General features: G+C 70.7%; 12 protein-coding genes. 6 read left to right on the top strand and 6 right to left on the bottom strand.

Annotated features, from left to right (window positions below; genetic code table 11):
* On the bottom strand, nucleotides 1-970 hold a 970-nt coding region (locus tag D7Y13_RS23740; protein WP_120630783.1), incomplete at its 3' end, for a PHP domain-containing protein.
* Nucleotides 971-1,170: 200 nt separating this feature from the next.
* Between D7Y13_RS23740 and chrA the strand changes: the two genes are divergently transcribed.
* Nucleotides 1,171-2,358: a chromate efflux transporter gene (gene chrA / locus D7Y13_RS23735; RefSeq protein ID WP_120583819.1), complete on the top strand. Its 1,188-nt coding sequence runs from the start codon at nucleotides 1,171-1,173 to the stop codon at nucleotides 2,356-2,358.
* 53 nt (nucleotides 2,359-2,411) lie between these two features.
* Here the strand turns inward: chrA and D7Y13_RS23730 are convergent, their stop codons facing one another.
* Entirely contained in the window at nucleotides 2,412-3,254 is an 843-nt protein-coding gene (locus D7Y13_RS23730) for an alpha/beta fold hydrolase (RefSeq protein WP_120583818.1), read from the bottom strand.
* Between the two features lie 123 nt (nucleotides 3,255-3,377).
* Between D7Y13_RS23730 and D7Y13_RS23725 the strand changes: the two genes are divergently transcribed.
* On the top strand, nucleotides 3,378-3,875 hold the full coding sequence (locus tag D7Y13_RS23725; protein WP_120537091.1) for an NfeD family protein: 498 nt from the start codon (nucleotides 3,378-3,380) through the stop codon (nucleotides 3,873-3,875).
* Nucleotides 3,866-4,963 carry an SPFH domain-containing protein gene (locus D7Y13_RS23720; protein WP_120537092.1) on the top strand — a complete coding sequence of 366 codons (1,098 nt, stop codon included), beginning with the start codon at nucleotides 3,866-3,868 and terminating at the stop codon, nucleotides 4,961-4,963. The genes D7Y13_RS23725 and D7Y13_RS23720 overlap by 10 nt, the downstream gene beginning before the upstream one ends.
* Nucleotides 4,964-5,115: 152 nt before the next feature.
* Here the strand turns inward: D7Y13_RS23720 and D7Y13_RS23715 are convergent, their stop codons facing one another.
* A complete protein-coding gene (locus D7Y13_RS23715; protein ID WP_120583817.1) occupies nucleotides 5,116-8,427 on the bottom strand; it encodes an Ig-like domain-containing protein in 3,312 nt (1,103 codons plus the stop codon).
* 353 nt (nucleotides 8,428-8,780) lie between these two features.
* Here D7Y13_RS23715 and D7Y13_RS23710 point away from each other — a divergent pair, with 353 nt between their 5' ends.
* From D7Y13_RS23710 to D7Y13_RS23705, 3 genes are all read left to right on the top strand, one after another.
* Nucleotides 8,781-10,283, top strand: a complete 1,503-nt coding sequence (locus D7Y13_RS23710) for an ATP-binding cassette domain-containing protein (protein ID WP_120583816.1) — start codon at nucleotides 8,781-8,783, stop codon at nucleotides 10,281-10,283.
* Nucleotides 10,284-10,382: 99 nt separating this feature from the next.
* Nucleotides 10,383-10,505 (top strand): hypothetical protein, encoded by a 123-nt coding sequence (locus D7Y13_RS48745; protein ID WP_255425911.1) that lies wholly within the window; start codon nucleotides 10,383-10,385, stop codon nucleotides 10,503-10,505.
* A 185-nt stretch (nucleotides 10,506-10,690) separates the two neighbouring features.
* Entirely contained in the window at nucleotides 10,691-14,812 is a 4,122-nt protein-coding gene (locus tag D7Y13_RS23705) for a CARDB domain-containing protein (protein WP_120583815.1), read from the top strand.
* Nucleotides 14,813-14,920: 108 nt separating this feature from the next.
* Here D7Y13_RS23705 and D7Y13_RS23700 read toward each other — a convergent pair whose 3' ends face one another.
* The 3 genes from D7Y13_RS23700 to D7Y13_RS23690 form a co-directional block, all read right to left on the bottom strand.
* Nucleotides 14,921-15,901 carry an NAD-dependent epimerase/dehydratase family protein gene (locus tag D7Y13_RS23700; protein ID WP_120583814.1) on the bottom strand — a complete coding sequence of 327 codons (981 nt, stop codon included), beginning with the start codon at nucleotides 15,899-15,901 and terminating at the stop codon, nucleotides 14,921-14,923.
* 43 nt (nucleotides 15,902-15,944) lie between these two features.
* Nucleotides 15,945-16,478, bottom strand: coding sequence for a hypothetical protein (locus D7Y13_RS23695; RefSeq protein ID WP_120583813.1), 534 nt, complete (start codon nucleotides 16,476-16,478; stop codon nucleotides 15,945-15,947).
* A 58-nt stretch (nucleotides 16,479-16,536) separates the two neighbouring features.
* The coding region (locus tag D7Y13_RS23690; protein ID WP_439329237.1) for a DinB/UmuC family translesion DNA polymerase at nucleotides 16,537-17,436 on the bottom strand (900 nt) is incomplete at its 5' end.

The raw sequence follows: 17,436 nt of genomic DNA, 5'->3' as shown, positions 1-17,436 counted from the left end.
TCCCCCGCCCCCGCGCGAACATCACGATGTCCCACAGCGCCAGGAAGAACCCCGCGAAGTCCAGCGCCGCGATGAGCCGCAGCTCGTGCTCAATCTGCCGCGTCACCTCCGGCGGGATGCCCGCCGGGTAGCGCGTGCGCAGCCCGGCCTCCGTCAGCGCCCGCAGGTGGGTGTCCGCCGTGCGGCCCTCGGGCAGATCCTCCTCCGGGAAGTGGTAGTGCAGCGCGTCCAGCGACGCCTCACAGCGGGAGGCCAGCTCCACCGTGCGCGCCAGCGCCTCCGGCCGGTCCGCGAACAGCCGCGCCATCTCCCCGGGGGACTTCAGCGTCCGCTCCGCGTTCGGGAACAGCCGCGTGCCCGCCTGATCCACCGTCACCCCGTGCCGGATGGAGGTGAGCACGTCCTGCAGCGGCTGGCGCTCCCGGTGGTGCGTGTGCACGTCGTTGTGGACCACCAGCGGCACGCCCAGCGCGCGGGCCAGCGCGTCCGCCCGGGCCTCCCGGACGGCGTCCCCCGCCGACAGCGAGCGGCTGAGGCCGACATGGAAGGCCCCCGGAAAGGCCTCCGCCAGCGGGGCCACCGCCTCCAGCGGCGCGGGCCCCGGCAGGAGCGCGAGCAGCCCCGACGCGTGCTCCGCCAGCTTGCGCCACGGCAGGCCCGCCTCCCCCTTGGGGTGCGTCATCCGGCTGTGGGACACCAGCCGGCACAGGTTCGCGTACCCGCCCGCGTCACGGGCGTACACCACCACCGGCGGGCCGTCCTCCAGCGTCAGCTCCGCGCCCAGGAGCAGCTTCACCCCGTGCTCCTTCGCCGCCAGGTGCGCCTTCACCGCGCCGTAAAGCCCGTCCTGATCCGTCAGCGCCAGCGCGGACAGGCCCAGCCGCGCCGCCGCGGCCACCAGCTCCTCGGGATGGGACGCACCGCGCAGGAAGGAGAAGTGGGATCTGCACACCAGCTCGGCGTAGCTCACGCTGGATCAGGATACTGAGCGGGCGTTCAGGCGCTAGATTGGATCTTCGCGCGCCGAGAGGGCGACTTCATGGGTTGTCCCCGGGCCCCGGGCCCCTGGCCGGGCGCGAGCGTCCTCCAACCAGCCCGGTACAGGGTGGTACCCTCGTTCTCGTGGGCTTCCTTGTCCGCCGGTGGATGCTTGGCTCACGGAGCGGCGAAATGCGTGAGGGGGACGACGCCCAGCGTGTGCCGCCGGGCCGGCTTGGAGAGGTGGCGCTGCTCTTCCTGCGACTCGGCCTGACGGCGTTCGGTGGCCCCGCCGCCCACATCGCGATGATGGAGGACGAGGTGGTGCGCCGGCGTGGCTGGCTGCCGCGGGAGGAGTTCCTCGACCTGCTGGGCGCCACCAACCTCATCCCGGGCCCCAACTCGACTGAGCTGGCCATTCACCTGGGACACCGCCGCGCTGGCTGGCCTGGGCTGCTGGTCGCGGGGGCCTGCTTCATCCTCCCCGCGATGATGCTCACGCTCGTTGCCGCCTGGGCGTACATGCGCTTCGGCTCCCTGCCGGAGACCGGCGCCATTCTCTACGGCGTCAAGCCTGTCATCATCGCGGTGGTGCTCCAGGCGCTCTGGGGCCTGGGACGCTCCGCCCTCAAGACGCGACCGCTCGCGGCCCTGGCCCTCGGCAGCACCGTGGCCCGCGCGTTGGGCGTCAACGAGCTGCTGGTGTTGGTGCTCGCGGGCGCTGGCGCGGTGCTCTGGAAACAGCTCCGCGAGGGCCCGCCGAGGGCGGCCGGTGGTTCGCGGCACGGAGTCACCCTGGGCCTGCCCATGACGCTGCACGCACTTGCAGCAGGCGCTACCGCCGCAGCCCCCTTCAGCCTTGGCGGGCTGTTCCTCTTCTTCGTGAAGGTGGGCAGCGTTCTCTTTGGGAGTGGCTACGTCCTGCTGGCATTCCTGCGCGCGGACCTGGTGGAGCGCTGGGGCTGGCTCACCGAGGCACAACTCCTTGATGCCGTGGCGGTGGGCCAGGTGACACCCGGGCCCGTATTCACGACGGCCACCTTCATCGGGTATGTCGTTGGAGGCGCGGCCGGCGCGGGGCTCGCCACGTTGGGCATCTTCCTGCCCGCATTCGTCTTTGTCGCGCTCAGCGGTCCCCTGGTGCCGCGCATCCGGCGCTCGCCCATCGCCGGTGCGGGGCTGGATGGCGTCAATGCCGCATCCCTCGCCCTGATGGCGGTGGTGACGTGGCAGCTGGGTCGCTCGGCGCTGGTCGATGGTTGGACGGTAGCGCTCGCACTCGTCAGCGGTGCGTTGCTGGTTCGCCTCCGACTCAACTCCGCATGGCTCGTGCTGGGCGGGGCGGCCTTGGGCCTGCTCGTGCGCGGCAGTGTGCATTGATGGAAGCGGGCCGCCAACCGGGCTTCACCCTACCCCGCGGGCCTCAATCCCTCTCACCCCAGCCCCCGGATCTCCTGTGCCCAGGCGGGCGGCTCCGCCGTCTCCAGGAAGTCGCGCAGCGCGGCATTGACCGCCTCCGGCTGCTCCAGGATGCACATGTGCCCGCCACAGGGCAGCCGCACGAGCCGTGAGCCCTGGATGCGCTGGTGCAGCCGCTCCGCCCGCTCCGGCACCGTCACCAGGTCCTCGTCGCCCACCAGCACCAGCGTCGGCGTCACGATGCGGTGCAGCTCCCCCTCCACGCTGCGGCGGTGGATGACCCCCTGCATCGCCCGCCACACCTCGCGCGGGTTGTCCGCGAGCTGCCGGCGCAACAGGGCCCGCTCCGCGGCGCGCTCCGGATCCCGCATGAAGGTGCGCCCGAAGTAGAGCGACATGATGGGGTCCAACACCGGACGCAGGCCCAGCCAGTGCGTCAGCGTCGTGAGCAGCCGGTAGCGCGCCAGCGTCAGGGGCAGCTCCGCCGCCGCGGACGAGTCCAGCAGCACCAGCGACCGCAACAGCTCCGGGTGCCGCGCGGCCACCCGCAGGCCCACGAAGCCCCCCATCGACTGACCCACGAAGTGGCACGGCGCCAGCCCCAACGCCTGGATGACGGCCACCGCGTCCTCGTACACCGTGCGCAGGTCGATGGCCGAGCCACCAGGCGGGGGCTCGCTGTGCCCCTGCCCCCGGTGGTCATACGTGATGCACCGGTAGCGGCCCCTCAAGGCCGTGACTTGATCGCGGAACAGCCGGGAATCCCAAAGCAGCCCGTGGCTGAAGAGCACCGGCTCCCCGGACCCTCCGGTGTCTTCGTAGTACAGTCGCGCGCCACGGATGGACAGGTACGGCATGGACTCTCCCCCAGAGCGGACCCTGGGGTCCTCGCCCGCAACCCCTCCTCCAGGACGATTGTTTCCTGTCGCCCGGTCGCCCGGTTTGACAGGAAGGCGAAGCGGCTGCCAAACAAGGACCCCATGGACACCACCGCCTGGCAGCTCTGGCTGATTGCCGCGATCGTCCTGGGGGCGCTCGAAATCAAGCTCTCCGGCTTCGTCACGCTCTGGTTCGCCGTGGGGGCCCTGATGGCGTCCCTGACGGCCGGCGCGGGGCTGGGCTTCGACGGTCAGCTCATCGTCTTCACCCTGGTGTCCGCGGCCCTCTTCGGCGCGTCCCGGACGATCTTCAAACACGTTTTCATGCGCGACGCCGTGCGTTTGAAGACGGGCGTCGAAGCGATGATGGGCCAGGAGGCCGTGGTGACGGAGGCGCTGTCCGACCCACACGGGGGCACCGTGCGCATCAACGGCGAGCTGTGGATGGCGCGCTCCCTGTCGGGCCCCCTGCCCGAGGGCGAACGCGTCACCGTGGAGCAGATCGAAGGACTCAAGTTGTGGGTGCGACGCCCGTCGGCGTCCCACGAGGTCGCGCTGCCTCAGCCGCGACCGAAGAAGGAGAACGCAGGATGGGACTGACCATTGTTCTGCTCTTCGCGGCGGCCGCCGTCGCGTTCGGGCTCATCACCGGAGTGCGCATCGTTCCCCAGGCCAAGGTCATGGTCGTGGAGCGGCTGGGGAAGTTCCACCACGTGGCCTCCAGTGGCCTGAACATCCTCATCCCCTTCATGGACAGCCCCCGCGCCATGGAGATGCGCAGCGGCACGCGCATCGTGCGCAACACGCTGGTGGACCTGCGCGAGCAGGTCATGGGCTTCGAGACCGTCCAGGTCATCACCCATGACAACGTCAACATGGAGGTCGGCTCCGTCATCTACTACCAGATCGTGGATCCGGGCCGCGCGCTCTACCAGGTGGAGAACCTGGCGCTCGCCATCGAGCAGCTCACCATGACCAACCTGCGCAACGTCATGGGCGGCCTCACCCTGGACCAGACGCTCACGAGCCGCGAGACGGTCAACACCAAGCTGCGCATGGTGCTGGACGAGGCCACCGAGAAGTGGGGCGTCAAGGTCACCCGCGTGGAGCTGCGTGAGATTGAGCCGCCCCAGGCCATCAAGGCCGCCATGGCCAAGCAGATGACCGCCGAGCGCGAGCGCCGCGCCGAGGTCACCAAGGCCGAGGGCGACAAGTCCGCCGCCATCCTCCAGGCCGAGGGCGAGAAGATCTCCCGCATCCTGCGCGCCGAGGCTGAACGCGACGCGGAGGTCGCTCGCGCGGAAGGGCACAAGCGCGCCGTCATGCTGGAGGCGGAGGGCAAGGCGGAGGCCACGCGCCTCACCTTCGAGGCCATCCACACCGGCCGCGCCACCCCGGAGGTGCTCGCGCTGCGCTACCTGGAAACCCTCCAGGAGCTGGGCAAGGGCGAGAACAAGATGTTCGTCCCCTACGAGGCCACCGCCGCGATGGGCACCCTGTCCATGCTCAAGGACGTCTTCGGCCGCGAAGGCACCGCGTCCCCCGCCCCGGAGGCCCCCCGGCTGCCCGCGCGCAACCCGTCCGCCGCCGCGCTGAGCGCCCAGGCGATCGCTCGCAACGCCGCCGCCACGGCCACCGCGCCCATGCCGGCCACCCGCCGCGTGCAGCCGCCCCCGTCGGACGAGTAGCCCCGGGTCTCCTCCGGTTCCTTTCGGCCGCATGCGGTAAGCGCCCCACGCGCAGTGGGGCGCTCCCGCCTGGCGCCGCGGAGGGTTGAACGCGCTTCACGCGGCGTGACCCAGGCGCCGCCCGACCGAGGCGACGCCCGGGCCTGCCCTGATCACAGGGAGTAGCAGCTCAGGTACTGCGGCGTGGTCGAGGCCGTGTTCACCCGGCAGTACAGCACCCTGCCGGCGCTGTTCCCCCACGTGTCCTTGGCCTCGACCGTGAACGGCAGGTCGGTCTGGATGGCCCCGGTCCCCGGGATGATCCACTGGTAGGAATAGGGCGCCTGGGTCAGCGTGACGGTGAAGCCGGGAATCACCCCACCCACGAGCTTGACGGACTGGACGCCGCGCGGATCCGCCACCGCCCCTGCGGAGACGAGGTACGAGCGGCCCGCGCCGTAGACGGTCAGGTTGTACGTGGGGCCGGTGTTGTCCGCGGTCACCGTGCGCGTCTCCGGCGTGCTGGAGACGCCGTTGATGTCCGTGCACTGGAACAGCACCGTGGAGTTGCCGTCCTGCCGGGCCGTGGTGTCCACCACGAACTCATACGGCGCCGTGGTGTCCGTCTGGAGGAGGACGCCGTTCTCCCGCATCTCCACGTGGCGCACCCCTTCCGTGTCCGTGCACTGCACTGTGAACTTCGGCTTCTTCGGCTGGCTGTCGTCCCTCACGATGCCCGTGATGACCGGCGGCGTGAGGTCCTTGAAGAACACCGTCTGGTAGTTCGCCGTGTTGCCGCACTGGTCGCTGACCAGGGCCTGGAACGCATGCGTGCCCGCCGCCATGCTGTCTCCGAACTGCAACACGTACCCCGGCGTCGTGGGCTGCCCCACCAGGACTCCATCCACATACAGCGCATACGGGTACTGGATGCCACACCCATCCGAGGCGCCCACCGTCAACTTCACCAGCGAGCTCAGCTGTTCCTTCACGAAGCTCACCTGCGGCGGCGTCCGGTCGAGCGGCGCCGCCCTGCTCGTCGTCCCCTTGTTGCCGAAGGCGTCCGTCACCTCCACCGTGAGGTTGTGCGCCAGCGGATCATTGGGGATGTAGCTGGCCTGGTACGTCGTCGAGGCGTTCGTCCTCGTGGCGAAGATCACCCCGTCCACCTTGAAGTCCACCCGCGCCACCGCCGAGAGATCGCTCACCGTGACGTCCACGTTGAAGGGGGCCTCCTGACCGGTCCCCACCGTCATCGTCACGGTCGGCGGCGTGTTGTCCACCTTCAGGGCTTCATGGAAGACGGCGACGTTCAGGAACTCATCGGTGACCTTGATGAGCACGTCATGGGTGCCGTCGGTCCAGGTGGAGGTGTCCAGCACCTGCTCGTAGGGAGGGACGAACACCCCGTACTGCACCTGGGAGCCTTCGCCGAACTCCACGACGCGGATGCCGGAAGGATCGACCGGCGTGACGGAGAAGAGGGGCTGCTTCGGCGGACCGGAACGGGAGATGGTGGCGGTGGGCGGGGTCTTGTCCAGCGTGACCGTCACCGTCCTCGTGGCCAGGTTCTGCCAGAAGTCCCACGCCTGGAGTTGGATCGTGTGGTTGCCGCCCGCCAGCCCCGCGCCCGGCAGGGTCTGCGTGAACTGCCAGCCGGACAGCGTCTTGATCTGCGTGCCGCCATCCACCACCAGGCGCGGCGCGGTGCTGTACTTGTCCGGAACCTCCGCGTCGGTGATGGTGCCGGTGCACTCGATGTCCTGGTTCACCTGCCGGCAGCTCAGCGTGGTCTGGGGCGGCACCGTGTCCACCTTGAAGCCCACGTTGATGGCCGCGAACGCACCGGCCACGGCCTTCATCCGGGGGCCGCCCTGGACGCCATCCCGCGAGGTCGCGGCGGCAAGCGCCGCCTGGCGGGCCTGGACGTAGTCCGACCCCAGGGGCATCAACTGCACCGCGAGCGCCCAGACACGGAACGCCTCCGTGGGCCCCAGGCCACCGAAGCCCTCGGGCGCCAGGGAACAGTGAAAGGGGCTCTGGGGGTAGATGCTGCAGCCATAGGCCAGGAGCACGAACATCCGGCTCAGGGGACCTCCGGAGAAGTGCTCGTCCTCCTGGCCAATGCCGGCGTACCACTCCGGCAGCACCGGCGTGAGGAGGTTGCGAGAGACGACGCCTGTCTCCTCGGCGGAGTCGAGGTTCGATTGCTTCAGCGGCACCGCGTCCAGGTTGGTCGACGGCGGCGATGCCCGCTGCGCGTCGCGCAGCAGCTCGGTGATGAAACCGAAGATGTCCCCCGAGCCTTCGTTCATCCCGGCCTGCTCCGAGAGCTCCTTCGGAAGGTCCGTGGGGTCTCCCGCCAGCTCCCGGGCGAAGAAGTCATGGCCCATCTCATGACCCACGATGTCCGTGGTCGTCATGGGGGCCTTGGGGCTGGACGTGAGGCTGCGATAGCCGAACCCCAGGACGGGCTCGTCCGCGCTGGGGTAATAGAAGGCGTTTTCGTTGGGCAGGTGCACCCGGACCTCGAAGGGCGTGCCGTTGCCGGACGGGCCATTGCGCCCCAGGAAGGTCTCGTAGACGGACCACGCCAGGTTCACGGCGGAGTAGGCATCCACCCCCGCGGTCTCGCCGTTGGCGCCGAGGGTTCCCAGGCTGCCGCCGCTGTAGAGCAGTCCGTTGCCGAAGCTCGCGTCCGGGCCCGCGAACTCATCATACGTTCCGCCCCTCCCCGCGGGGACATACGCCATGTAGACATTGGAGCGCGTGTCCTGCAGGAAGTACTCCCGGCTCAGGGAGTCGTAGGCCACGGGGATGCCAGTCCTGCCCGAGTAGTAGCCATAGGCCGTCCCCTTCTTGAACACCACGCTCACACCCGTGTGCTCCATCGGCTCCAGACGCAGCACCTCGCCGGTGCGGGCATCCACCTGCGCGCTCCACCCGCGTCGCGAGCCCCGCGCATTCCCGCCCGTGGTGAGCTTCAGCCGGTAGATGAGCCGCAGTTCCGTCACCACCCGCTCGAAGTCCTCCGCGTTGCGGTGGCCACTGACACTCGGGGCGGCCCCCTCGCGCAGCCGGAGTTCCTCACCAGGCAGCAGCACGAGCCGCGCGCTGTCCACCTTCGCGCTGGAGTCCTTCAGCTCCGCCAGGACCGCTTCCCGGGCCTGCGCTTCGGTGATGCGCGCCTCCGTCTCCACCGCGCCCGCCGACTCGAAGCGGACGTTGGAGAAGAGCGTCTGGCCCTCCGTCGTCTTCGCCTCCAGGCCGAAGACGGGCACGCCCCGGTAGTGGAGCGCGTGCCGGTCCCCCTTCTCGTTCAGGACCAGCGTCACCTCCCGCAGGTCGAAGCCGCGCTCCGCCGCCAGCCGCTCGGCCTGGGCCTGGGCTGGAGCCTTCTCGGGCGCCGGCTCTTCCGGCGTCGTGGGACCACAACTGGAGACAACGAAGAACAGGCCGCTCAGCAGCCCCTTGCACAACCGCATGGTACTTCCCCCTCTGTTGGCGAGTCCGGGACTGCCTGATTATTCCGGCTTTGACAATCCCCCCCATGGCGCGACGCGAAGCCCGGGAATCGTTGTCAGGGCACCGAGGGTTTCGCTGTCGGTGCCCGCATCCACGGCGCGACGGGCTTGCACTCCGCCCGGGCCGCGCCGCATGCTTCACCCGAAGCCGCGTTGTTCGTTGTGCACGCGGGAGGACGTCACAGGTCTTCCCCCACGCGAGGTCGCTCCACCCTTGAAGCTGCACGCCTGAAACCCCGGTCCCTGGCTGTACCCCGCCGCCGCGCGTCCTGATGGGCGTGTGCGCTGGCATCCGGATTCAGGAGTCGCTTCACATGCCCTCGCCCTCCCTTCGCGCGCAGCGCGTCTGCTTTGCCTTCACCGATGCCATCCCCGTCCTCACCGACGTGGACTTCCACCTCGCCCCCGGCTGGACGGGCCTCGTCGGCCCCAATGGCGCCGGCAAGTCCACCCTGCTGCGCCTGCTGTCCGGGGAGCTGACGCCCACGTCGGGACAGCTCGTGTTCGACCCGCCCTCGCCTCTCGTGTGCCTGTGTCCGCAGGGCGTGGAGGCCCTGACGCCGGACATCGCCGCGTTCGCGGAGGCGTACGACGCGCTGGCGCGCAGGCTCCACGGGCAGTTGGGCCTGGACGTCACCGCGCTGTCGCGCTGGCCCACGCTGTCCCCGGGGGAGCGCAAGCGGTGGCAGGTGGGCGCGGCGCTCGCGCGCGAACCGGACGTGTTGCTGCTGGATGAGCCCACCAACCACCTGGATGCCGAAGGCCGGGCGTGGCTGGTGTCCGCGCTGCGCCGCTTCCGGGGCATTGGCGTCGTCGTGTCCCATGACCGGGAGCTGCTGGAGACGCTCACCCACGCCACCCTGCGCGTGCACGGCGGGGGCGCGCACCTGTATCCCGGCGCCTACTCCGCCGCGCGCGGACACTGGGAGGCGGAGCGCGAGGCGGAGGTCGCCGCCCACCAGCAGACGAAGGCGGAGCGGGATCGCGCGGCGCAGCAGTTGGACCGGACGCGGCGCGAGCACGAAGGGGCCACCCTGTCGCGCAGCACCGGCCGGCGGATGAGGAACAAGTACGACAGCGACGCGAGAGGACTGGGGCCCTCCACGCTCGCGAGCTGGGCCGAGGCCCGCCTGGGCCACCAGGTCACCGTGAAGCGCCGCGAATTGGAGCGCGCCGAGGCCGCGGTGGGCACCTTCACCGTGGACAAGACGGTGGGCCGCTCCGTGTTCGTGGACTACGTGCGCTCGCCCAACCCATGGCTCTTCACGTTCGACACGCCGGGGTTGAAGGCGGGCGACGTGGAGGTGCTGGGCCCCACGCGGCTGGACGTGGACCGCGAGGCGCGCATCCGCATCGAGGGCCCCAACGGCGCCGGCAAGACGACGCTCCTCAAGGCCTTGCTGGAGCAGTCCCGCGTGCCCCAGGAGAGGCTCCTGTACCTGCCGCAGGACCTGGGCGAGGCCGAGGCCCGCGCCACGCTCGACGCGGTGCGCGAGCTGCCCCCGGAGGAGCGCGGGCGTGTGATGTCATTGGTGGCCGCGCTGGGCGTGGATCCCCACCGGCTGCTCGCGTCCGAGCAGCCGTCACCGGGCGAAGCGCGCAAGCTGTTCATGGCGCGCGGCCTGGGCCAGCACGCCTGGGCCCTGGTGCTGGACGAGCCCACCAACCACCTGGACCTGCCGTCCATCGAGCGGCTGGAGGCGGCGCTGCGCGACTACCCCGGGGCGCTGCTGCTCGTGACGCATGACGCACCGTTCGCCCGCGCGTGCACCACCACGCGGTGGCTCGTCGCGAACGGACATGTCCAGGTGGAATAACAGAACCTCGTCGGACAGACCCAGGTCCCCGTCCTCGGCGCGGGCCAGTGCCTCACGCCCCCGGTGCCCGCCCTGGCGTCGCGTCCCACCGCAGCCTCCGTGGACCAGGTCCTGTACCTGAGCGCCTTCCTGGTCCCGGACGGTTCGGACCCGTATGGGCAGGATCCGCGCTGGGACAACAACAGCCTCACCGGCAACGTGTTCGTGCTGCTGCCGTACTGACCCGAGACGCCAGCGCCGGCCGAGGCCCACATGTGCCCCGGGCGGCGCCCCTGGGTGATTTGTCATCCAGGGGCGAGGGGACCTGCCGGAGGCCATGTTTCCCGGGGAGTAGGAAAAGCCGGATTCTGTTTTCGGTTGGGATTGATTGAATTTATTCCCAGCATCCCACCCCCAAAGGAGTACCCATGTCACGGCCCACGCCGTCCTGGAGACGCGTGTGTCTGCTCTTCGCAGGCACCCTGGTATTCACCGGCTGCGGAAGCGACGCCACGTCGTCCGCGAAAAGCCAGTCCCAATCCCTCACCGAGGGACCGGACCTGGTCATCACCCACGTGAAGGGCCCCGCCAACGTCCGCGAGGGCGACCCCTTCATCGCCTCCGCCCGGGTCTGCAACCAGGGCACGGAGGCCGCCCATTCCAACGGCGGCGGCGTGATGCTCCAGTTCCTGCTGTCCACCACCCCCACCCAGCAGGGCCTCCCGCCCGGCGCGCCCCCTTCCGACCAGCAGGTGATGTTGGGTGCGGTGGACATGGGGCCCGCGCTGGAGCCCGGGGAGTGCATCACCCGCACGCTGACCCTGGGCGCGACGCGGCCCCCCGCCGCGATGGGGGATAACGCCTTCTACCTGGGCGCTCTCATCGACACGCACCAGCGCGTGGCGGAGGTGAACGAGCTCAACAACGGCTTCGTCCGCGGCCTGATGGGCGTGGGTGACCTGGCGGACCTCGTGGTGTCCGAGCTGAAGGCCCCCGTGAGCGCGCGGTCCGGGGAGTTCCTCCCCGTGGAGCTGCGCGTGTGCAACGCGGGGACCTCCGACCTGGGTGGGAGCAGCGTGGCGCTCTACGTCTCCACCCAGGACACGCTGTCCCTGCCGGCGCCGGGCTCGCCCTCGTCCCCGACCCAGCTCCAGGTGGGGAACATGTACGTGCCGTCGATGGAAGCGGGCGTGTGCCTCGCGCTCCAGACGGATGCGACCTTCCAGTTTCCGGAGGCGGCCACACCCGGGCAGGCGCTGTACTTCGGCGCCATCGTGGATCCGGAGGGCACCCGGGTGGAGCTGCGCGAGGACAACAACACGCGCGTCGCGGGCCTGGTGAGCATTGGCACCCAGCCCGACCTCGTGGTCACCGACGTGACGGGCGTGGACAGCCTGTTCCCCTACGGTTGGGTCCATGCGTCCGCGCGGGTGTGCAACGTGGGCACCGAGTGGAGCGGCAACGTGACGGTGGACGTGCTCCTGTCCACGCTGCCCACGCTGTCGGGGCCCTTCATCCCTGGCTCCATGACGGAGTCGGTCATTGGCTCGGCGCAGGTGTGGGGACTGGAGGCCGGACGGTGCTCCACGGTGTCGGTGCAGGGCTCCGTGAGCGTGCCTCCGGCCGCCGTGCCGGATGCGCCGCTCTACGTGGGCGCGCGCGTGGACGGAATGCAGAACATCATGGAGCTGCGCGAGGACAACAACACCTTCGTGAAGGGGCTCGTCGGCGTGGGCCATGGCCCGGATCTGGTGATCCGCTCGCTGAAGGCCCCTGACTCCGCGGGGAGCTCCGGGCTCTTCCCCGCCGAGGCGAAGGTCTGCAACGTGGGCACCGAGTCTTCCCACTCCGCCCGCCTGGAGCTGTTCCTGTCCACGGAGGACGCGGTGGTGCTTCCGGCCCTGAACGGTCCCTTGTATTCGCGGACCCAGGTCCCGGTGGGCTCGGTGGACGTGAGCCCCGTGTACCCGGGTGAGTGCGTGATCCGCCAGGTGGAGGGGATGGTCCAGTTGCCCTACGAGGCCATTTCGAACCCGGCTTCGAATCACGTCCTGACGCTGGGCGCCGTCGTCGATTCGCAGCGCACCAGCATGGAGGTGCGGGAGGACAACAACGTCTTCACGCTCGGGAAGCTGGGCGTGGGGTACGGCCCGGACCTGGTCCTGCGCGACCTGAAGGTCCCGGCGAACCTGCGCAACGGACAGTCCTTCACCGCGACCTACACGGTCTGCAACGCGGGCATCGACAGCGTGCCCGGCTTCGAGGTCTCGCTGTACCTGTCCACGCACAGCACGGCCCCGGAGCTCCAGCCCGTGCTGTATCCGTCGTACCAGCGCCCGATTCCCGGCTATCAACTCCTGGGCCGCGCGGACTCGGGCGCCTCCTTGCACGAAGGCCAGTGCATCGCGCAGCGGGCGACCTTCTTCGCCTCCGGTCCGATGTTCCCGCCCGAGCAGCCGGTGTACCTGAGCGCCGTCGCCGAAACGACGTACCTCGAGGCGCGGCGGGACAACAACAGCTTCGCCGCGGGACGCGTGGGCCTGGGGTCGATGCAGCCGGACTTCACCATCACCGAGCTCAAGGCCCCCGCCAGCGCGCGGGACGGCAGCCCCTTCACCACCTCCGTGCGGGTCTGCAACGTGGGCAACGACCTGTCGAGCAGCACCATCGTGGAGGTGTACCTGTCCTCCGAACCCTCGCTGTTCGTGCCCCCGCCCTACGGCCCGAGCGGGCCGCCGCCGCCCACCCAGGCGTTGGTCAACAGCGTGCCGGTGCCCTCGCTGGGCGTCGGGGCGTGCATCACGCGGGAGGTCACCGGTTCGGCCTGGCGGCCCTCCGGCACCAGCCCCCAGCAGCCGCTGTACGTAGGGGCCCTGGTCAATCCGGGAACCTGGTACGGCCAGCAGGAGCTGCGCCGCGACAACAACACCCGGATGGCGGGGCGGATCAGCCTGGGCTCCGGACCGGATCTGATCATCACCGCGATGGACGCGCCTCCCAGCTTCGAGCCCGGCCTGCCGTTCTTCGCTTCCGCGCGCGTCTGCAACGTGGGCAATGAGCCTTCGTCGCCCGCGAGCGTGGCGTTCGTGCTGTCCCAGGACGACCTCTGGAACTCGCCTCCGGCCTGGGGCGGACCGCCCCCGTACGGCAGCGGCCAGGAGGAGTTCGGCACCCTGCCGGTTCCCCGGCTGGAGCCCGGCCAGTGCGCGAGCCCGTCCGCGACGGTGTCCGCCTACGGAGGGTGGGGACCGCAGGTGCAGCCGGTGTACGTGGGCGCCACCGTGGATCGCTTCCAGAACCTGTTCGAGCTGCGCGAGGACAACAACGTCTTCGTGCTCGGGCGGATCGGCGTGGGCTATGGCCCCGACCTGGTCGTCACGGACGTGACGGGCCCCACCAGCGCCCACCCGTGGCAGTCCTTCACCGCCAACGTCACCGTCTGCAACCAGGGCACGCAGGACGTCTTCTACGAGTCGCGCGTGGATCTCTACGTGCTGGGCGTGCCCATGCTGTCCATGCCGGCGCAGTACGGACCGTCCTACCCGGAGCCGTCGGGCTGGGCCCAGGTGGCGCCGTTGGAGGCGGGGGCCTGCGTGTCGCTCCCGGTGGAGGGCAACCTGAATGTCGCCGGCAACCCGGACACCCAGACGTTCCATCTGGGCGCCGCCGTCGACACGCTCCGCTACTTCTACGAGCTGCGCGAGGACAACAACACCTTCGTCGGCGCGCGCATCGGCGTGGGCTACCGGCCGGACCTGGTCATCACCGCCCTGGGCGGACCGGCCAGCGTCACGTCCAACGGGACGCTGCGGGCGCCCGTCACCGTCTGCAACCAGGGCACGGCGTCCTCCCCGTCCCAGCCCGTGGAGTTGGTCCTCTCCACCGAGTCCGTGCTGCCGGAGCCGGTACCTCCGCAGGACGGCATGGAGCAGTTCCCCACCCGGTCCCGGCTGGGGATGATGCAGGTCCCTTCGCTGCAACCGCAGGCGTGCGCCCTGGTGGACGAGCCCGTCTCCGTCTCCCTGCCGATGGCCGCCCTGCCGGAGTCGCCCCTGTTCCTGGGCGCGATCCTGCCCGTGTCGTCCTACATGGACCAGGAGCTGCGCACGGACAACAACACGTTCGTGCGCGGCCGCATCGGCGTGGGCAACGCACCGGACCTGATCATCACGCAGGTCACCGCGCCGTTCTCCGTGCGCAACAACGACCTGTTCATCACCACCGTGAAGGTCTGCAACCAGGGCACCACCACCGCGGGCACCAGCGCGGGCCAGTTGGAGCTGTTCCTGTCCAACAGCTCCGTCCTGGAGTTCCCGCAGGACGTCACCATGGGTTCGGTCCAGGTGTCCCTGGGCTTCGTGAACCTGGGCACGCTGCAGCCCCAGCAGTGCACGACGCGCCAGCTCAGCACCCGCGCCATCCCGCCGCCCGGTTCTTCGGGCGTCGGGCTGTTCTACATCGGCGCCATCGTGGACTCGCAGCGGTCGGTGATGGAGCTGCGCGAGGACAACAACACCTTCGCGCAGGGCTTCCTCGCGGTGATGCCGTAGCCGTCTCACGCCGACGGTAGGAGTCTTCTTCGTGGGAACGGGCGTCGGCCGGGGCCATCAAGTGCCTCGGGCGACGCCCGTCGCCTTTTCTTCAGCGTCCCCGGTGCTTCAACGTCCGGCGGCCGCTTCCGCCCACGGGCGGTACCACGCCACCAGCCGGGCCACGCCCTCGTCCACGGACACGCTGGGCCGGAAGCCCGTCTCCTGCTCCAGGCGGGAGGTGTCCGCCCAGGTGGAGACCATCTCCGCCGCCTGCGCGGGCACGGACGTCACGCGGGCACGCGTGCCCCAGTGCCGCTCCAACAGGGCCACGAAGTCCCCCAGCGCCACGGGTTCGCCATGGCCCACGTTGAGCAGGCGCTGGGGCGGGCTTCCTTGCGGAGGCCGATCAAGCACCCGCAGCACCGCCTCCGCCACGTCGTCCACGAAGGTGAAGTCGCGCCGCATCCGCCCGTCGCCGTGCAGCACCAGGGGCTCGCCCCGCGCCAGCGCGCGCAGGAACAGGAGCGGCGCCATGTCCGGGCGGCCCCAGGGCCCGTACACCGTGAAGAAGCGCAGGCCGCTCGTGGGCAGCCGGTGCAGGTGGCTGTACGCGTGCGCCATCAGCTCGTTGGCGCGCTTGGTGGCGCCGTAGAGGTTGAGCGGTTGATCCACCGGCGCGTCCTCGCGGAACGGCACGGGCGTGGCCGCGCCGTACACGGAGCTGGAGGAGGCGTAGACCAGGTGCGCGACCTTCGCCTCGCGGCAGCCTTCCAGCACGCGCACGAAGCCCGTCACGTTGGTGTCCGCGTACGCCGGGGCCTCCGCGTCCGGGGCCCGCACGCCCACGCGCGCCGCCAGGTGCACCACGCCTTCCGGGCGTGAGAGCGCGAACGCCTCGCGCAGCCGGGCCGCGTCGGTGATGTCCCCGGCGAGGAAGGTGAAGCCGCGCGTTCCGGACAGCCTCGCGAGGCGCGCGCTCCGCAGCGCCATGTCCCCCGGCGCCGCGTCCAGCGCGTCCAGGCCCACCACCGAGTCACCGCGCGCGAGCAACCGTTCACAGACGTGGGCGCCGATGAAGCCCGCCGCCCCCGTCACCAGGATCCGCATGCCCCCCTCTTCGCGCGGGAGGAGATGCTCCGGAGGCCGGGGCTCACGGCACCACCTGCACCGCGTCGATGACGGCGCGGCGCAGGAACGAATTCCAGTCCCCCTGGGCCTGATACATGCTGACAACGGGCTGGGAGCGGAAGGTGTCCGTCCACAGCACCTGCCCGGCGGGGTCCACCACGCCCAGGCGCAACACCACGTCCACCCGGCCCATCACCGCCGCGCCCGACGTGTCCAGCCAGTCCAGGATGACCACCACGCCGGCCTCCGCCTTGTTCTGCTGGATGAAGGACATCACCTCGTCGGTGAGCGGCACCGGGGCCTGGGACTGGCGCGTGGCGACCACCTCGAAGCCGCGCTCGGCGAGCACCGCCTCCGCCTGACGCGCGATGACGGTGCGCGGGTTGCTCTCACCAATCATGTCCTGGCGGAACGAACCGGACGGCAGCACGTCCACGCGCGAGCCCGCCACCACCACCACCTTGCGGATGCTTCCCTGCGGCCGCACCTGCGGGGCGGCGCAGGCCGTGAGGACGACGGACACGACAAGGGCCGGAAGGATTCGGGCGGTGCGCATCCCCTCACGCTAGGCCACAAGCGCCAGGGCCTCCACCGGGACCGCGCCGGCCTCCTCCTCAATCGAACAAGCCTTGCAGATAGAAGCCGCCATCCCGTCCATCCCGGAACACCCAGGCAGGCCCCAGGCCCTCGAAGTGCACGCGGTAGTAGTCCCGCTGGTAGGGCGTGTCCGTCCACCACTCGCCCCCCAGCCGCTCCGGGCCCGCCATGGCCGTCACCCGGTGCCGCTTGCCCGCGAGCCGCGCCGCCAGCAGCGCCCCGGAGGCCGCCACCTCCGCGTCCAGCCGCGCCGGCCGCTCCAGCAGGCGCGAGGGCCGCTCCCGGGCCGCGCCGGCCTCGCGCCACACGGTGACGGGGCCCTCCGGCTCCGCCGTGGACAGAAGCCCGCGCCGCGCCTCCGGGGGATGGAACGCCCGGGCGCCATGCGCCGCCTCCGGCCGGTGCGCGGCCTCCAGGGACGCGGAGAAGAGCGCCTCTTCCCCCAACGTCGTCGCCAGCCGCGACAGCACGCCCTCCAGGGCCGCGTCCCCCTCCGGCTCATCCCCCAGCGCCAGTTGCTGGCCCAGGTCCACGTCGTGCGCGTCCACCCGCACCGCGACCTCCGCCACCGGGGCCTCCAGCCGCAGCTCTCCCAGCCGGTGCCGGGCCAGCTCCAGCAGCAGCTTCGCCCGCGCCGTGGGCCGCGCCAGGAGCAGGGGCACCTGGGCCTCGCCGGTGGGGTCCAGGCGCAGCACGAAGGTGAGCCGCACCGCCGCCCGCTGCCGTCCGGAGAGCCGCGCGCTCAACCGGTCCAACAGCGTCTTGAGCGCGAACTGCACGGGTTCGAAGGTGTCCGCGGGCGCGTCCAGCACCACGCGGTCCTCCAGGGCCTCCTCCAGCGGTTCGGGGTCGAAGGGCGTGTCGTCCACCCCCCGGCACCTCGCGTGCGCCCGGGCCGCGGGCGCTCCCCCGCGCGC

The sequence above is a fragment of the Corallococcus praedator genome, assembly GCF_003612125.1.
GTDB lineage: Bacteria > Myxococcota > Myxococcia > Myxococcales > Myxococcaceae > Corallococcus > Corallococcus praedator.
This window is presented reverse-complemented; position numbering and strand designations above follow the sequence as displayed.